Source organism: Arthrobacter sp. 01T425 (assembly GCF_056398725.1).
The window spans coordinates 290,676-304,766 of the sequence record NZ_JBFTPY010000001.1 but is presented as its reverse complement, the minus strand read 5'-3'; the positions used below and the strand labels follow the sequence as shown (position 1 = coordinate 304,766).

Annotated in this window: 14 protein-coding genes; 1 reads left to right on the top strand and 13 read right to left on the bottom strand. The window is 67.9% G+C overall.

Features of this window, described 5'->3' with window-relative positions; translation table 11 throughout:
- Positions 1 to 75: 75 nt before the first annotated feature.
- The 13 genes from AC1DNG_RS01465 to AC1DNG_RS01405 form a co-directional block, all read right to left on the bottom strand.
- Positions 76 to 594 carry a tetratricopeptide repeat protein gene (locus AC1DNG_RS01465; protein ID WP_476858421.1) on the bottom strand — a complete coding sequence of 173 codons (519 nt, stop codon included), beginning with the start codon at positions 592 to 594 and terminating at the stop codon, positions 76 to 78.
- On the bottom strand, positions 594 to 1,685 hold the full coding sequence (aroB, locus tag AC1DNG_RS01460) for a 3-dehydroquinate synthase (RefSeq protein ID WP_079554549.1): 1,092 nt from the start codon (positions 1,683 to 1,685) through the stop codon (positions 594 to 596). The genes AC1DNG_RS01465 and aroB overlap by 1 nt, the downstream gene beginning before the upstream one ends.
- Positions 1,685 to 2,239 carry a shikimate kinase gene (locus AC1DNG_RS01455; protein ID WP_476886468.1) on the bottom strand — a complete coding sequence of 185 codons (555 nt, stop codon included), beginning with the start codon at positions 2,237 to 2,239 and terminating at the stop codon, positions 1,685 to 1,687. Before AC1DNG_RS01455 ends, aroB begins: the two co-directional genes overlap by 1 nt.
- A 65-nt stretch (positions 2,240 to 2,304) precedes the next feature.
- Positions 2,305 to 3,504, bottom strand: a complete 1,200-nt coding sequence (gene aroC, locus AC1DNG_RS01450; protein WP_476886467.1) for a chorismate synthase — start codon at positions 3,502 to 3,504, stop codon at positions 2,305 to 2,307.
- 26 nt (positions 3,505 to 3,530) lie between these two features.
- Complete coding sequence (locus tag AC1DNG_RS01445; RefSeq protein WP_476886466.1) at positions 3,531 to 4,442, bottom strand: shikimate dehydrogenase; 912 nt, start codon at positions 4,440 to 4,442, stop codon at positions 3,531 to 3,533.
- Positions 4,439 to 6,160, bottom strand: a complete 1,722-nt coding sequence (mltG, locus tag AC1DNG_RS01440; RefSeq protein WP_476886465.1) for an endolytic transglycosylase MltG — start codon at positions 6,158 to 6,160, stop codon at positions 4,439 to 4,441. The genes AC1DNG_RS01445 and mltG overlap by 4 nt, the downstream gene beginning before the upstream one ends.
- The gene (gene ruvX / locus AC1DNG_RS01435; RefSeq protein ID WP_223916695.1) at positions 6,157 to 6,741 is read right to left on the bottom strand and encodes a Holliday junction resolvase RuvX; all 585 of its coding nucleotides are present in this window, start codon (positions 6,739 to 6,741) and stop codon (positions 6,157 to 6,159) included. The genes mltG and ruvX overlap by 4 nt, the downstream gene beginning before the upstream one ends.
- 10 nt (positions 6,742 to 6,751) lie before the next feature.
- Positions 6,752 to 9,430 (bottom strand): alanine--tRNA ligase, encoded by a 2,679-nt coding sequence (gene alaS, locus AC1DNG_RS01430; protein ID WP_476870922.1) that lies wholly within the window; start codon positions 9,428 to 9,430, stop codon positions 6,752 to 6,754.
- A gap of 175 nt (positions 9,431 to 9,605) precedes the next feature.
- Complete coding sequence (locus tag AC1DNG_RS01425; RefSeq protein ID WP_223916699.1) at positions 9,606 to 9,872, bottom strand: DUF6167 family protein; 267 nt, start codon at positions 9,870 to 9,872, stop codon at positions 9,606 to 9,608.
- Between the two features lie 20 nt (positions 9,873 to 9,892).
- Positions 9,893 to 10,267, bottom strand: a complete 375-nt coding sequence (locus tag AC1DNG_RS01420; protein ID WP_018773156.1) for a DUF948 domain-containing protein — start codon at positions 10,265 to 10,267, stop codon at positions 9,893 to 9,895.
- 179 nt (positions 10,268 to 10,446) lie between these two features.
- Positions 10,447 to 11,073: a 30S ribosomal protein S4 gene (gene rpsD / locus AC1DNG_RS01415; RefSeq protein WP_018773157.1), complete on the bottom strand. Its 627-nt coding sequence runs from the start codon at positions 11,071 to 11,073 to the stop codon at positions 10,447 to 10,449.
- A gap of 186 nt (positions 11,074 to 11,259) precedes the next feature.
- Positions 11,260 to 11,658 (bottom strand): cupin domain-containing protein, encoded by a 399-nt coding sequence (locus tag AC1DNG_RS01410; RefSeq protein WP_476886464.1) that lies wholly within the window; start codon positions 11,656 to 11,658, stop codon positions 11,260 to 11,262.
- Between the two features lie 265 nt (positions 11,659 to 11,923).
- A complete protein-coding gene (locus AC1DNG_RS01405) occupies positions 11,924 to 13,369 on the bottom strand; it encodes a replication-associated recombination protein A (RefSeq protein WP_476857085.1) in 1,446 nt (481 codons plus the stop codon).
- 60 nt (positions 13,370 to 13,429) lie between these two features.
- On the opposite strand from AC1DNG_RS01405, the gene AC1DNG_RS01400 reads away from it, so the two are divergent.
- Positions 13,430 to 14,077, top strand: a complete 648-nt coding sequence (locus AC1DNG_RS01400) for an acVLRF1 family peptidyl-tRNA hydrolase (protein ID WP_476886463.1) — start codon at positions 13,430 to 13,432, stop codon at positions 14,075 to 14,077.
- The last annotated feature ends 14 nt before the right edge of the window (positions 14,078 to 14,091 follow it).

The following is a 14,091-nucleotide window of genomic DNA, read 5'->3' as shown; positions in this document are numbered from 1 at the left end:
GGGCCGCCAGCGCGTATTTGTCAAAAATCCAAGATCTATTCTACCGGTTCCGGCGGACAGCTGCCTGACGCAGGCTCAGGACTGCTGTTCCAGGACGTCCCTGGCGCGCTGCAACGCAACGGTGGAGGCATAGATGAGGGCCGCGTCGGCGGACCCGGCGACGCGCAGATCCAGCGCCTTGGCGAAGGATTCGACGGCGGCGCCAATGTTTCCGCCGGCGAAGTAGGACCGGCCGAGGTGCTGGCGGACGGCGGCCTCCTCCAGGGTGCCCTGGGTCTCGGCGAGGAGTTGGCGGAACACCTCCACCGCCCGGTCGAACCGGTTCGAGACCCGGAGCACGTCCGCCTCGAAGATCCGCAGCCGGAGCGAGCCGGGGTCCTTGTAGCGGGCCTCGGCGAGGAGCTCGGCGGCTTCGGCCGCGTGCCCTTCTACGAGCCGGACCAGGATCAGGTCCCCGGGGTCTGTCGAGGCCGCCAGGGCCTCGGCCATGACCTCGTCATTGACGATCTGGGGCATCAGGGACTGCGGGTTGATCCGGATCCCGGGAAATCCCGCGTCCGGCCACTCGCTCGTGCCGCCCTTGACCATGTGCATCAGGAGGCAATCTCCTGGTAGGCGGCAAACAGCAGGGACGTGTCCGGGACATCGAGGATGCCGGGCCGGCCAACGCCGTCGAGCACCACGAAGCGCAGCAGGTCACCGCGGGATTTCTTGTCCCGGCGCATGCCGTCCAGGAGGGCCTGCCAGCGGTCGCGGCGGTACGTGATGGGAAGCCCGAGGCTTTCCAGGATGCTCCGGTGCCTGTCGGCGTCGGCGTCGCTGAGCCGGCCGACGCTGCGGGCGAGCTCGGCGGCGAACATCATGCCCACGGAGACGGCGGCGCCGTGCCGCCAGGAGTAGCGCTCGGCGAGTTCGATCGCGTGGCCCAGGGTGTGGCCGTAGTTCAGGATCTCGCGCTGGCCGGTTTCCTTCAGGTCCTCGGACACCACCCGGGCCTTGACGCTGATGGCGCGTTCGATCAGTTCGCGCAGGATGTCCGAGCGCGGATCGGAAACCGCGGACGGGTCCTTCTCGATCAGGTCAAGGATGGCCGGGTCGGCGATGAAGCCGCACTTGATGACCTCGGCCATGCCGGAGATGATCTCGTTCTTCGGCAGCGTCTCCAGCGTGTCGAGGTCCGCGAGGACACCGGCCGGCGGGTGGAACGCGCCCACCAGGTTCTTGCCCTCGGCGGTGTTGATGCCGGTCTTGCCGCCGACCGAGGCGTCCACCATGCCCAGCAGGCTCGTCGGCATGTGGATGACCTTCACGCCGCGCAGCCAGGTCGCAGCGACAAAGCCGGCCAGGTCGGTGACGGCGCCGCCGCCGACGGCGACGATGGCATCGGAGCGGGTGAAGTCGTTCTGCCCCAGCACCTGCCAGCAGAACGAGGCGACCTCGATGTGTTTGCCCTCTTCGGCGTCGGGGATTTCTGCGGTCAGCGCGGTGAACCCGGCGGCGGCCAGCTCTTCCCGGACGGTGTCCCCGGTCAACCGCAGCGCACGGGGGTGGATGACCAGGACGCGCTTGACGCGCTCACCCAGCAGGCCCGGCAGGCTTGCCAGGAGGCCGCGGCCCACTACGACGTCGTAGTTCTCACCCGGCGTTTGTCCGGTGACTTTGATGACGGTTGATTCGGTACTCACTATTCAACTTCCTTTGTCGACGCCGGAGTGGGCACTGCCGCGGCCTTAGCCGCGGCGCGCTCCCCCAGCGCATCTTCCAGCCGGTGAGCCAGCTCCGGAACGCTGCCGCGCCGGACATCGAGGACGAGGTCGGCGAGCCGTTCGTAGACCGGCTGCCGGGTGGCGAACAAGGTCCGCCACCGGCCCATGGCGTCGCCGGCCAGGAGCGGCCGGCCCGAATTTCTGGCGATGCGTTCCGCCACAGTCTCGGCGTCGCATTCGAGGTAAACAACGGTACAGCGGCCCAGAAGCTGCTGCGTACCGGAATCAAGGACGGCCCCGCCGCCGAGCGAAATGACGGCGGTGCCGCCCCGAGACTCTTCGATGGCCTGGGCCACGGCCCGGGCCTCCATCTCGCGGAAGGCGTGCTCGCCACGGCTGGCGAAGATCTCGGCGATCGTCCCGTGCTGGGCCACCACGAGGGCGTCGGTGTCCATGAAGGCGCACCCCAAGTGCTCGGCGAGCTGCTGTCCGATCGCCGATTTGCCCACGGCCATCGGTCCGATCAGGACCACCGGGCCAACGTTATTTGCCGCGGGCGCCGCCGCGGCGGAGGGCCCGTCGGTTTTCCCGGCCGGCACTAGTGGCCGATCGAGTCCAGGGACGCCGGAATGCTGTCCAGGTAACCCTTGATGTTGCGCGCGGTCTCCTGCACGGAGTCACCGCCGAATTTTTCCGCGACCGCTTCGGCGATCACGAGGGCCACCATGGCCTCGGCCACCACGCCGGCGGCCGGCACGGCACAGACGTCGGAGCGCTGGTGGTGGGCCTTGGCGGCCTCCCCCGTGCTCACGTCGACCGTCCTGAGCGCGCGGGGTACGGTGGCGATCGGTTTCATGGCGGCACGGACGCGCAGGACATCGCCGATGCTCATGCCGCCCTCGATCCCGCCTGCGCGGTTGGAGGTACGGATGATCTTGCCGTCCGCGTCCTTGACGATCTCGTCGTGGGCGGCGGAGCCGCGGCGCGCGGCGGTAAGGAAGCCGTCGCCGACTTCAACGCCCTTGATGGCCTGGATGCCCATGAGGGCGGCCGCCAGACGCGAGTCGAGGCGCCGGTCCCAGTGCACGTAGCTGCCGAGTCCCGGCGGGAGGCCGTAGGCAAGCACTTCGACGACGCCGCCGAGGGTTTCGCCTTCCTTGTGCGCGATGTCGACCTCGGCCACCATGGCGTCCGAGGTTTCGCGGTCGAAGCAGCGCAGCGGGTCGGCATCCAGGGCGATCACGTTCCCCGGCACGGGCAGCGGCCGGCCCTCCGGCACGGCTACGCTGGCGATGGATACGGTGTGGGAGACGAGCTCGATGCCGAGCTGCTTGAGGAAGGCCGCGGCGACCGTGCCTAGCGCCACCCTCGTGGCCGTCTCGCGGGCGCTGGCGCGCTCCAGGACCGGGCGGGCCTCGTCGAAGCCGTATTTCTGCATGCCGGTGAAGTCTGCGTGGCCGGGCCGCGGGCGCGTCAGCGGGGCGTTCCGGGCCTGGTCGGCCAGGACTTCGGGCTCCACGGGATCGGAGGACATGATCTGTTCCCACTTGGGCCATTCGGTGTTGCCGACCTGGATGGCGACGGGGCCGCCCTGGGTCAGGCCGTGGCGGACTCCGCCGAGGATCGTGACCACGTCCTGCTCGAATTTCATCCGGGCGCCGCGGCCATAGCCGAGCCGGCGGCGGGCCAGCGCCTCGCTGATGTGGGCGCTGGTGAGTACCACACCGGCGGGCACGCCTTCAATTATTCCGACCAGTGCCGGGCCATGGGATTCTCCGGCAGTCAACCAACGCAACATACATTCCATCCTGCCATGTCGGGCGGTTAGAACACCCGTCGGGGCGCCCCGACTGCGTCACACATCACATCTGTGACACCGGCAGGGAGGGCCCCGCCCAGCCCGGTGAAGTGCCGTACCTGCTCCACGGCCTGGTAGATCAGCATTTCCAGTCCGGGGACCACCGTGCCGCCGGCTTCCTGCCAGACCGCGGCGATCCGGCTGGGCCATGGATCATAGGCGACGTCCAGGAGGATGCCCGGGCTGCCATGCGGAGGCAGTTCTCCTGGACGTTTCGCCGCCAGTTCTTCGGCCAGTTCCGCGGCCAGTGCGTCTGCCGCGCGGGGCGGCAGCGTGGAGATGACGACGTCGGCCGCGGCGACGGCGGCTGCCGCCCCGGCGAGTGGAAGCACCCGGATGGGGACGCCGACGGCGGCGGAGGCCGCGTGGGCCTCTGCCGCACGGCTGACATCGCGGACGAACACTTCGGCGGACATCGACCCCAATTCCTTGAGCGCCGCGATGGCTGCTGCCGCGGTCCCGCCCCCGCCGAGGATCACGGCGGTGGGCGCCGAGGCTGCCCCCGCGTGCCGGAGCGCGTTGACGATTCCGGTGACGTCGGTGTTGTACGCGACCAATCGCGTGTGGCCGGCACTGCCGTCGTCGGATTCGAACGCAACCGTGTTGACGACCCCGAGGGCGCGCCCCACGCCCCGGACCTCGTCCACTTCCGCCACCATGGCCGATTTGAGCGGCATGGTGACCGAGAGGCCGCGCCAGGAACCGTCAGCGCGCGCCTCGTCCCTGACCTGCCTCATAAAATCGGGCAGGGCGGCCTCGGTCACGTCAATGGCGGAGTAGGCGATATCCACGCCGAGGTGGGCGTACGCGGCCCGGTGCAGCGCGGGCGACTTCGAATGGCTGATGGGATGCCCGAGGACGGCCGCCCGCAGCGTCATACGCAGCGTCCCGGGTTGGCCTCGCACCAGGCGTTGTACTGCGCCACGTAGCCGTTGTGTTCCGCCAGGGTCTTGGAGAACTTGGTCTCCTTGGTGTCCAGGTTGATGGTGACCCAGTAGAGGAAGCTGTTGGACTTGGGCTTGGCGGCGGCGTCAATGGCCGTCTTGCCGGGGGAACCGATGGGTCCGGCGGGCAGCCCCTGGTTGGCGTAGGTGTTGTAAGGGTTCGACTTGTCAGCCTTCTGGGCCTCGTCGATGTGGAAGCTGCGGATGCCCAGGCCGTAGGTGACGGTGGCATCGGACTGGATGAGCCCGTTGGTCTCGGTGTTGTTGGGCTTGAGGCGGTTGTAGATGGCGCCGGCGACGTCACCATATTCGGCCTGGCCGCCTTCGGCCTGGACGATGCTGGCCACCGTCACGACGTCGTACTGTTTCGCGGGATCGGTAACGCCCTGGGCCTTGAGTTCATCCTGGGTGCTGCCGACGAGCTTCTGCAAAATGTCCTTGGCGGAGGAGCCCAACGGGAAGCGGTACTCTCCCGGCGCCAGGTAGCCCTCGAGGTTCTTGGCTTTGGCCGGGACACCGAACTGTGCGGGCGCATCGCTGAGCGCTTTCAGGTCCTGAACAGGAATCCCGGTGCCCTCGGAAATCGCCTGCAGGGATTCGCCGATCCGCAGCCCGGCGCTGAGCGCAAAGTACATGACCTTGCTCTGGCCCTTGTTGAGCAGGACATCCACGGCATCGGAGTTCTTCATTTCCTGGCGCATCGAGAACGTGCCGGGGTTCAGGGCACCGCCGGAAGCGGTGAACTCCTTGAGGAAGGTGTCCGCGTTGGCCACGACCTTTTTCGACTGAAGTTCGGTGGCCACGGACCGCGTTCCGGCGCCGGGTTCGATCGTGATGGTGACTTCACCGGTTCCGGGGCCGGGGTAGTCGGCCATGGTGTCTCCGCCGAGGAGGGGCTTGAGGAACTGTGCGCCGACGGCGATTGCGACGACGAAGACCGTCAGGGTCAGCACCAGTGCCAGGAAGCGGCGCCTACGGCGGACCTTCTTGGACGGTCCCTTGTCGTAGCGGGCTGCTCCGGCCATCAGCTCCTCGCCCGGGTCGCCGTGGTACTCGGCCTCCGGGTGCGGCTGTGCCTGGGGGTCACCGGAGTTGCCGTAGAGATGGTGGGCCTCGTCGTGGGGGTGCGGAGCGTAGCCATCGTGGACGCCGGCGTCATGGGCAGCCGCATCGTGGCTGGAGCCGTAGCCGAGCCCGCCCGCTGACGCATAGACGACGTCCTCGTGGCCAGCGTCTTCGCGGACGGGCTCCTCGCGGGAAGGTACTTCGCGGACAGGTACATCGCGGACAGGGATCAGCTGCGTGAAGTCTTCGTGCACCGGCTCTTCGTGCACGGGCTCTTCGCGCACGGCTTCTTCGCGCACCGGCTCTTCGTGAACGGGCTCTTCACGCACGGCTTCTTCGTGCACGGTCGGTGCCGCGTCGGGAAGTTCCGGTGCGGACTGCGGCAGGCTGTCCTCTGCCGGTGCCGGCGTTGGTGCCGGTGCCGGCGTCGGAACGTCCGGTCCCGCCTCAAAAGCCTGCGGCGGGATCACGTTGTGGCCCTGGGTGGCCAGAAGCTTTTCCCGGGCCCGGATTTCTTTGCGCGTCAGCGGTCGGCCGGCGCCACCAAGGGCGTCACCGGAGGAGTCATCACTGTTGACCGGGCTCACTGTAGCCTTCCATGTTCTGAAGAGTGCGTCTGTACTGCCGGGCCGGTCTGTGCGCCGCCTCCGGTCGGCCCCGGCGCAGACTCCGCGTACACGCGGTTTCCGACCTCCGTTCCCCTGGCCTTTTGCATATCAATCGCATGTTGCAGAATACCTGCCGCCGCAACCTGATCAACAACTGTACGGTGATTCCTGCTGCTCATGCCAGCTTCGTGCAGGTTGCGGTGGGCGCTCACGGTGCTGAGCCGTTCGTCAACCAGGCGCACGGGCACCTCGGATCCGGCGTCCTGCAGGGCCAGTACCAGCAGCTGTGCGTACTCGGTCGCCATCCTGGCGGAGGCGTGCTCTTCGCCTTTCATGGTGCGCGGCAGTCCCACGAAAATCTCCACGGCGCCCAGTTCCGCGGCCAGGGCGGCCAGGATTCGCACGTCAGTGTTCTTTTTCACGTTCCGCGCCAGAGTGCGCAGCGGCGTCGCCAGGATTCCGTCGGGGTCGCAGACGGCCACGCCCACACGGACGGTGCCGACGTCCACCCCGAGCTTCACGCCCCGGGGATAGACGCCGGCAACAGCAGCTTCAGACACGTGGGATCCGCTATCGCCTGGTAATGGCGTCCACGACAGCGCCGAGGGCAGCACCGACCTTGGCGGCGTCGGTCCCGCCGCCCTGGGCGACGTCGTCCTTGCCGCCACCGCCGCCGCCGAGGATGCCTGCGGCGAGGCGCACCAGGGCACCGGCCTTGACTCCGGCTGCCCGGGCGGCTTCGTTGGTGGCAATCAGGATCACGGGACGGTCGTTGCTGACACCGGCCACCGCGACGGCGGCGGGCTCGGACCCGAGACGCGTCCGCAGGTCCAGGGCCAGGCCGCGCAGGTCATCCGCGCCGCTGACCTGGCCGGCGTCGTGCGCGATGACCTTGACGCCGGCGGCATCCTGGGCGGTGCCGACCAGCTGGGCTGCGGCGGCCGTGAGCTGCTCCTTGCGCAGCCGCTCGAGTTCCTTCTCTGCCGTCTTGAGCTTGGTCAGGGTGCTGGAAATCCGGTCCGCGAGCAGCCCGGAGGGAACCTTCAGCATTTCCGTGAGCTCGGTGACGAGCGCCCGCTCCGCGGCCAGGTGCCGGAACGCGTCCATGCCCACGAAGGCTTCGACACGGCGGTTTCCTGAGCCGACCGACTGTTCGCCGAGCAGTGACAGGCTGCCGATCAGCGAGGTGTTCTCGACGTGGGTGCCGCCGCAGAGTTCCCGGGACCAGGCGCCGTCGATTTCCACGACGCGGACCTCGTTGCCGTAGTTCTCGCCGAAGAGTGCCATGGCGCCGAGCGCCTTGGCCTCGGCGAGCCCCATGATCTTGGTTTCCACCTGGAAGTTGTTGCGGATGGCGATGTTGGAGACTTCCTCGATCTCGGACCGGGTGGCGGCGCTCAGGCCCTCACCCCAGGCGAAGTCGAAGCGCAGGTAGCCGGCCTTGTTGAAGGAGCCGCGCTGCAGGGCCTCCGGGCCGAGGATCTGGTGCAGGGCAGCGTGCACAATGTGCGTGCCGGTGTGGGCCTGCTCAGCGGCGTGGCGGCGTTCCCGGTCCACGGCGGCCTGAACCAGCGAGTCGGCACCGATTTCGCCTTCGCGGACGATTGCCTTGTGGACGCTGAGGCCCTTGACGGGGCGCTGGACGTCCAGGACCTCGACGACGAAGCCGTCGCCGGTGATCAGCCCGGTGTCGGCGGCCTGGCCGCCGGCTTCGGCGTAGAACGGCGTCTCGGCCAGGACCAGTTCGATTTCATCGCCGGTCGAGGCCTGGGCGACCTTCCGGCCGCCGGAGAGGATGCCGCGGACCTTGGACTCGCCCTGGAGCTCGGTGTAGCCGGTGAAGACTGTCTCGCCGGCGGACAGCAGCTCCTGGAAGGCGCTGAGGTCAGCGTGCGACCCCTTCTTGCCCTTGGCGTCGGCCTGGGCGCGCTGGCGCTGCTCGAGCATGAGCTTGCGGAACTCGGGCTCGTCGACCTTCAGCCCGGCCTCTTCGGCCATTTCCAGGGTGAGGTCGATCGGGAAGCCGTAGGTGTCATGCAGGGCAAAGGCGTCCGCGCCGGAGAGCGGCTGGTTGGCGGCCTTGGATTCCTTGACGGCGTCCTCGAGGCGGGCGGTGCCGGACGCGATGGTGCGCAGGAACGCCTTCTCTTCGGCGTAGGCAATCCGGCTGATGCGTTCGAAGTCGGTCTCGACGATCGGGTAGACACCCTTCATGGCGTCCCGCGAGGCCGGCAGCAGTTCCGGCAGGCAGGCTTTTTCGACGCCGAGCAGGCGCATGGAGCGGACGGCCCGGCGGATCAGGCGGCGCAGCACGTAGCCGCGGCCCTCGTTGGAGGGGGTCACGCCGTCGGCGATCAGCATGAGGGCCGAGCGGATGTGGTCGGCAACGACGCGCATGCGGACGTCGTCAGTGTGGTGCGGGTCCTCGGCGGACTCCGCGGAGGTGTATTCACGGCCGGAGAGGGCCGCCGCCCGGTCGATCACGGGGCGGACCTGGTCCGTCTCGTACATGTTCTCGACGTCCTGGAGGATCATCGCGAGGCGCTCCATGCCCAAGCCCGTGTCGATGTTCTTCTTGGGCAGCTCTCCGGTGATGTCGAAATCCACCTTGGAGCGGACGTTGTCGATCTGGTACTGCATGAACACGAGGTTCCAGATCTCGACGTAGCGGTTTTCATCGGCGATGGGGCCGCCCTCGACGCCGTAGGACGGGCCGCGGTCGTAATAGATCTCCGAGCAGGGACCGGCGGGGCCGGGCTGGCCGGTGGACCAGTAGTTGTCGGACTTGCCCATGCGCTGGATCCGCTCGGCCGGCATGCCGGTGTTCTTCAGCCACAGCTGCTCGGCCTCGTCGTCCTCTTCATAGACGGTGACCCAGAGCCGCTCCGGCGGCAGTCCGTACCCGCCGTCGTCCACGCTGGTGGTCAGGAGCTCCCACGCGAACTTGATGGCGTCTTCCTTGAAGTAGTCGCCAAAGGAGAAGTTGCCGCACATCTGGAAGAACGTGCCGTGGCGGGCGGTTTTGCCCACTTCCTCGATGTCACCGGTCCGGATGCACTTCTGCACACTGGTGGCCCGCTGGTAGGGGGCCTCCTCACGGGCGGTCAGGTACGGAATGAACGGGACCATGCCGGCCACCGTAAACAGCAGGGACGGGTCGCTGGAGACCAGGGAGGCGGAGGGCACGGCGGTGTGCCCCTTGCTGACAAAAAAGTCGATCCAGCGCTTGGTGATCTCCTGCGACTTCATGAGCTGTTTTCTTACCCTTCAATATTCACTGCGTTATGTGGCCCGCGTCTGTGCTGCGCGGGACAAGCTGAGGACCGGCACTGATCCGGGCCCGTCAATCTGGTACCCGTCACCGGGGGCGTCGGCGCGCCGTCGCCCCCGGTGACGGGCACCTTACTTACTAATTCTCTCCCGGCTAGCGCCGGACCGCATCCCGGCGGGCGACAGTGCCGCCGGCGGCGAGGTCCGTTGCCGTCTCGATCCCGAGGGCCGTGCGGAGTTCCGACTCCCGCTCGCCCATGCCATCGCGGACGGCATCGGCGAAGTCGAGCAGGCCGTCCGCCAGCCGTCCGACGGCCCGGTTTAGGCCTTCGGGGCCGAGGGCGGACTGCGCTTCGGTGACTTTGCGGAAGGCGATAACGCCGATCGCGACGCCGATTCCCATCCAGATGATTCTGTTCATGTCAGGTGCTCCCGGAGGGTTTAGCGGCTGCGGCGGCCGGTGGCGGGCTTTTTGCGGGTGCTGAAGGCGGAGCGCACGCCGTAGCTGAAGGCTGCCACCTTGATCAGCGGCGAGCCCACGGTGGCGGCCATGAGCGAGGACAGCGCCGAGATGTTGGCGGAGGCGTCCGAGACGTTCGAGGAGATGCCGTCAACCTTCTTCAGCTGCTCGTTGGTGGTGGTCACCGTCGCGGTAACCTCGTCCATGAGCGGGGTGGCGCCGTCGCTGATGGAGCGGATGGTGGTCCGCATTTCGTCGAACACTCCCCCGAGCTTCAGGATCGGCACGGCGAGCAGCAGGACCAGCAGTGCAAACACTCCAGCCGCGATCAGGCCGGCAATATCGCCACCAGACATAGACACTCATCTCCTTGAACTGCAGTGGATACCTGCTTGTTGCGTCGGGTTCCGACGGTTTCGCCGACAGTTAAATCCGGCAAGCCGAACCGGCTCCCGGGGAACTCCCCCAAGTACCTTACATACAAAGAAGCCCGCGGCGCTTGCCACGGGCTTCTTTGTAGGTGATGCCTTTTGAATTAGCGTGCGTAGAATTCCACGACGAGCTGCTCTTCGCAGGTCACGGGGATCTCGGAGCGCTTGGGGCGACGCACCAGGCGGGCCTGCAGGGCGTCAAGCTTGACGTCCAGGTAAGCCGGAACGATCGGCAGGACGTCGCGGTGAGCGCCGGCTGCTGCAACCTGGAACGGAGGCATGGTCTCGCTGCGGCTGTGAACGTGGACCAGCTGGCCCTCGCCGACGCGGAAAGACGGGCGGTCAACGCGGATGCCGTCAACGAGGATGTGGCGGTGCACAACCAGCTGGCGGGCCTGGGCGATGGTGCGGGCGAAGCCGGCACGCAGCACGAGGGCGTCGAGACGCATTTCGAGCAGTTCGATCAGGTTTTCACCGGTCAGGCCCTTGGTGCGGCGTGCTTCTTCGAAGGCACGGGTCATCTGGGCTTCGCGGATGCCGTACTGGGCGCGCAGACGCTGCTTTTCGCGCAGACGTACGGCGTAGTCGGAGTCCTGCTTCTTGCGGGCACGGCCATGCTCACCGGGGCCGTACGGGCGGCGCTCCATGTACTTGGCGGCCTTGGGGGTCAGAGCGATGCCGAGTGCACGCGAAAGGCGTGCGGTACGGCGAGCACGAGTGTTGTTAGCCACTTGTGTCCTTCCAATATCTGCGGTGTGTCAGTGTTACTGGCCTCCACGATGGAGAGCATCGGCCAACCGCTGCCTTTTGCTACTGGGCACAGGGCAACCCTCATCGAACCGAAGTTTCCATGGATTGTGCGTCCGTGCCTTGCCAGACAACGATCCAGCCTACCAGATCCGGCCGGCGGACCGAACTCAGATTCTGGCGTGCGCTCCCCGGACACCGCTGCGCCCGAAGGACGCCGCGCCCAGGAATTCCACGGCCACGAACGGTTTCGGGCCCACCACCCATTCGTCGTGTCCCGGCGGAATCGCGTAGGTGTCGTTGGCGTGGATCGTGGAGCGCAGCCTTTCGGCCGTTTCGACTTCCATTTCACCGGAGATGCAGAAGCCGAGATGGTGGTGCAGGCAGACGTCGGTCCGCTCGTAGGGTCTGGTGTTCTCCGACCACCGCCAGCCCGGGCCCAGGATCAGCCGGGCCACCGAGTAGTCGTTCACTGTGCAGAGGTCGAATTCGGCCTTGTCCGGGCACCGTTTCTTGTCCGGCACATCGAAGGACTTCACTGCCATGGCTGTAACGAAGTTGATACTCATGGGACACCTGCCGGGGACGGGACGGGAACGCTCGCGCTGGATGAGCTGGGATGGAGCGAAGCCAGCTGCCGTTCCGGGGTCCGGAACGAGGGAGCCAGCGATGTGACCGCGCTGTCCCCTGCGCCGCACGGACGGTCAGCAGATCCATGCCGCCGTAATTCCACGTTAGACCTCTTGGCCCCTATGTCAACGGCGGATTCCGGCGCCACGGGCCGCCGCCGACCAGCCGCAGGTCACGGGCGTTCACTTGCCGCCCACGTGCCTTTCAGGTGCCGCGGATGATCCTCCGAAGCCGCTCGAGCCGGGTGGCAATGTCGCGTTCGGCCCCGTTGCCGGTGGGTTCGTAGTAGTTGCGCCCGACGAGGTCGTCCGGCGGGTACTGCTGCGTGGCGACGGCGTGCGGGGCATCGTGGGCGTACTTGTAGCCCTTGCCGTGGCCGAGCTGTTTCGAGCCCGGGTAGTGGGCATCGCGAAGGTGGGCGGGGATGCCGTTCCCGAGCCCGGCTCGGACGTCGGCGATCGCCTGGTTAATGCCCATGTACGCGGCGTTGGACTTCGGCGCGGTGGCCAGATGCACCACGGCCTCGGCGAGGATGATGCGGCCTTCCGGCATGCCGATCAGCTGTACGGCCTGGGCCGCCGCGACGGCGGTCTGCAGCGCAGTCGGGTCAGCCATGCCGACGTCCTCGGCCGCCGAGATCACGATCCTGCGGGCCACGAACCGGGGGTCCTCACCCGCCTCCAGCATCCGGGCAAGGTAGTGCAGCGCGGCGTCGACGTCGGAACCCCGGATCGACTTGATGAACGCGCTGGCGACGTCGTAATGCTGGTCCCCGGCCCGGTCGTAGCGGACGGAGGCGACATCCAGGGCGCGCTCCGTGTGCTTGAGCTCGATCTTCACCGGGGCCGCCTCGGGCGCCCCGCTGGCTGTGCCGGCTACGACTGCGTCAGTGTCGTCCGCGTCCCCGAACGCGACACCGGCCGCCGCCTCGAGCGCGGTCAGCGCACGCCGGGCGTCCCCGCCGGAGAGCCGGACGAGGTGTGCCAGGGCCTCGTCGCTGAGTTCCACTTTGCCGCCGAGCCCGCGGTCATCCGTTGCGGCCCGCAGGAGAAGGCCCTCGACGTCGGCGTCGGTGAGCGGTTTCAGGGTCAGCAGCAGCGAGCGGGACAGCAGTGGGGAAACGACGGAGAAGGAGGGGTTTTCGGTGGTCGCGGCGACCAGGACCACCCAGCGGTTCTCGACGCCGGGCAACAGGGCGTCCTGCTGGGCCTTGTTGAAGCGGTGGATCTCATCCAGGAAGAGGACGGTGGTGGTCTTGAACAGGTCGCGCGCGGTCAGGGCTTCGTCCATCACGCGGCGGACGTCCTTGACGCCGGCGGTGATGGCGGAGAGCTCGACGAACTTCCGCCCTGGGCCCTTGGCAATCACATGGGCAAGGGTGGTCTTGCCGGTACCCGGAGGACCCCAGAGGATCAGTGAACTGGGACCCGCGGGGCCGGTGGCGTCCGTGCCGGCGGCGAGCTGGCGCAGCGGCGAGCCTTGGCCGAGTAGGTGCTGCTGGCCCACGACATCATCGAGGGTGCGGGGCCGCATCCGGACGGCGAGGGGGCTCCGCGGGGAGACTCGGCGGCTCTCGCCGGTCTGGTCAGCGTCGCCGTCATCCTCGGTAGCGGCGCCGCCGTCCCGCCCTGCGCCAAAGAGATCATCCACATAGATAGGCTACTTCTAGTTCCCGCTTGCCCAGACACCCTCATAACGGAGACCCGCGCCATGACAACCCCCGACACCCGTGTGGCCTTCGTCTCCGGCGACCGGCTGCCGGGCTGGGTGGACCGCTTCGCCGCGAGCCACGGCGCACTGGTGGAGGAGGAGCTCGACGACGGTCTGCAGCTGCGCGCCGCCGACGGGGCCGTGGCTCTGCTCCGGGCGCCGTGGCCGGCGGACGGCCGTCCTGGGCGCGGCGGCGACGCCGTCGCCCGCCTCGCTTCCGTGGCGTCCCAGTCGCGGGGCATCGGGGCGGTACTGGTCCGCCGCGGCGGTTACTCGGTGGCGGTGGTGAGCGGCGGCGCCGTGCTCGCGTCGAAGACCGGTACACGGCATGTCCAGTCCCGGACGGCTGCGGGCGGCTGGTCGCAGCAGCGCTTTGCCCGGCGCCGGGCGAACCAGGCCGATGCGCTGGTGGAGGCCGTTGCGGAGCATGCCGGGCGGATTTTCGCGGAGCACCCGATCGAGTATCTGGCTCCCGGCGGCGACCGGACCCTTGCGGACCAAGTGCTCGCCGAACCGGTGCTGAAGCAGTACGCGGCACGGCCGAGGCTGGCGTTCCTCTACGTCCCGGATCCGCGCGCCGCGGTACTGAAGAAGGCGGCCACGGACCTGTGCGCGGTGCGGATCCTGGTGACGGATCCGCAGGCGTAGCAGTTGCCCGATTG

Excerpts from the sequence above, each read along its gene's own strand:
- AC1DNG_RS01400 (WP_476886463.1), top strand. The coding sequence starts at position 13,430 with ATGACAACCCCCGACACCCGTGTGGCCTTCGTCTCCGGCGACCGGCTG.
- AC1DNG_RS01445 (WP_476886466.1), bottom strand. The coding sequence starts at position 4,442 with ATGACGCTGCGGGCGGCCGTCCTCGGGCATCCCATCAGCCATTCGAAG.
- alaS (WP_476870922.1), bottom strand. The coding sequence starts at position 9,430 with ATGAAGTCGCAGGAGATCACCAAGCGCTGGATCGACTTTTTTGTCAGC.
- AC1DNG_RS01420 (WP_018773156.1), bottom strand. The coding sequence starts at position 10,267 with ATGTCTGGTGGCGATATTGCCGGCCTGATCGCGGCTGGAGTGTTTGCA.
- AC1DNG_RS01465 (WP_476858421.1), bottom strand. The coding sequence starts at position 594 with ATGCACATGGTCAAGGGCGGCACGAGCGAGTGGCCGGACGCGGGATTT.
- AC1DNG_RS01425 (WP_223916699.1), bottom strand. The coding sequence starts at position 9,872 with ATGAACAGAATCATCTGGATGGGAATCGGCGTCGCGATCGGCGTTATC.
- AC1DNG_RS01410 (WP_476886464.1), bottom strand. The coding sequence starts at position 11,658 with ATGAGTATCAACTTCGTTACAGCCATGGCAGTGAAGTCCTTCGATGTG.
- aroC (WP_476886467.1), bottom strand. The coding sequence starts at position 3,504 with ATGTTGCGTTGGTTGACTGCCGGAGAATCCCATGGCCCGGCACTGGTC.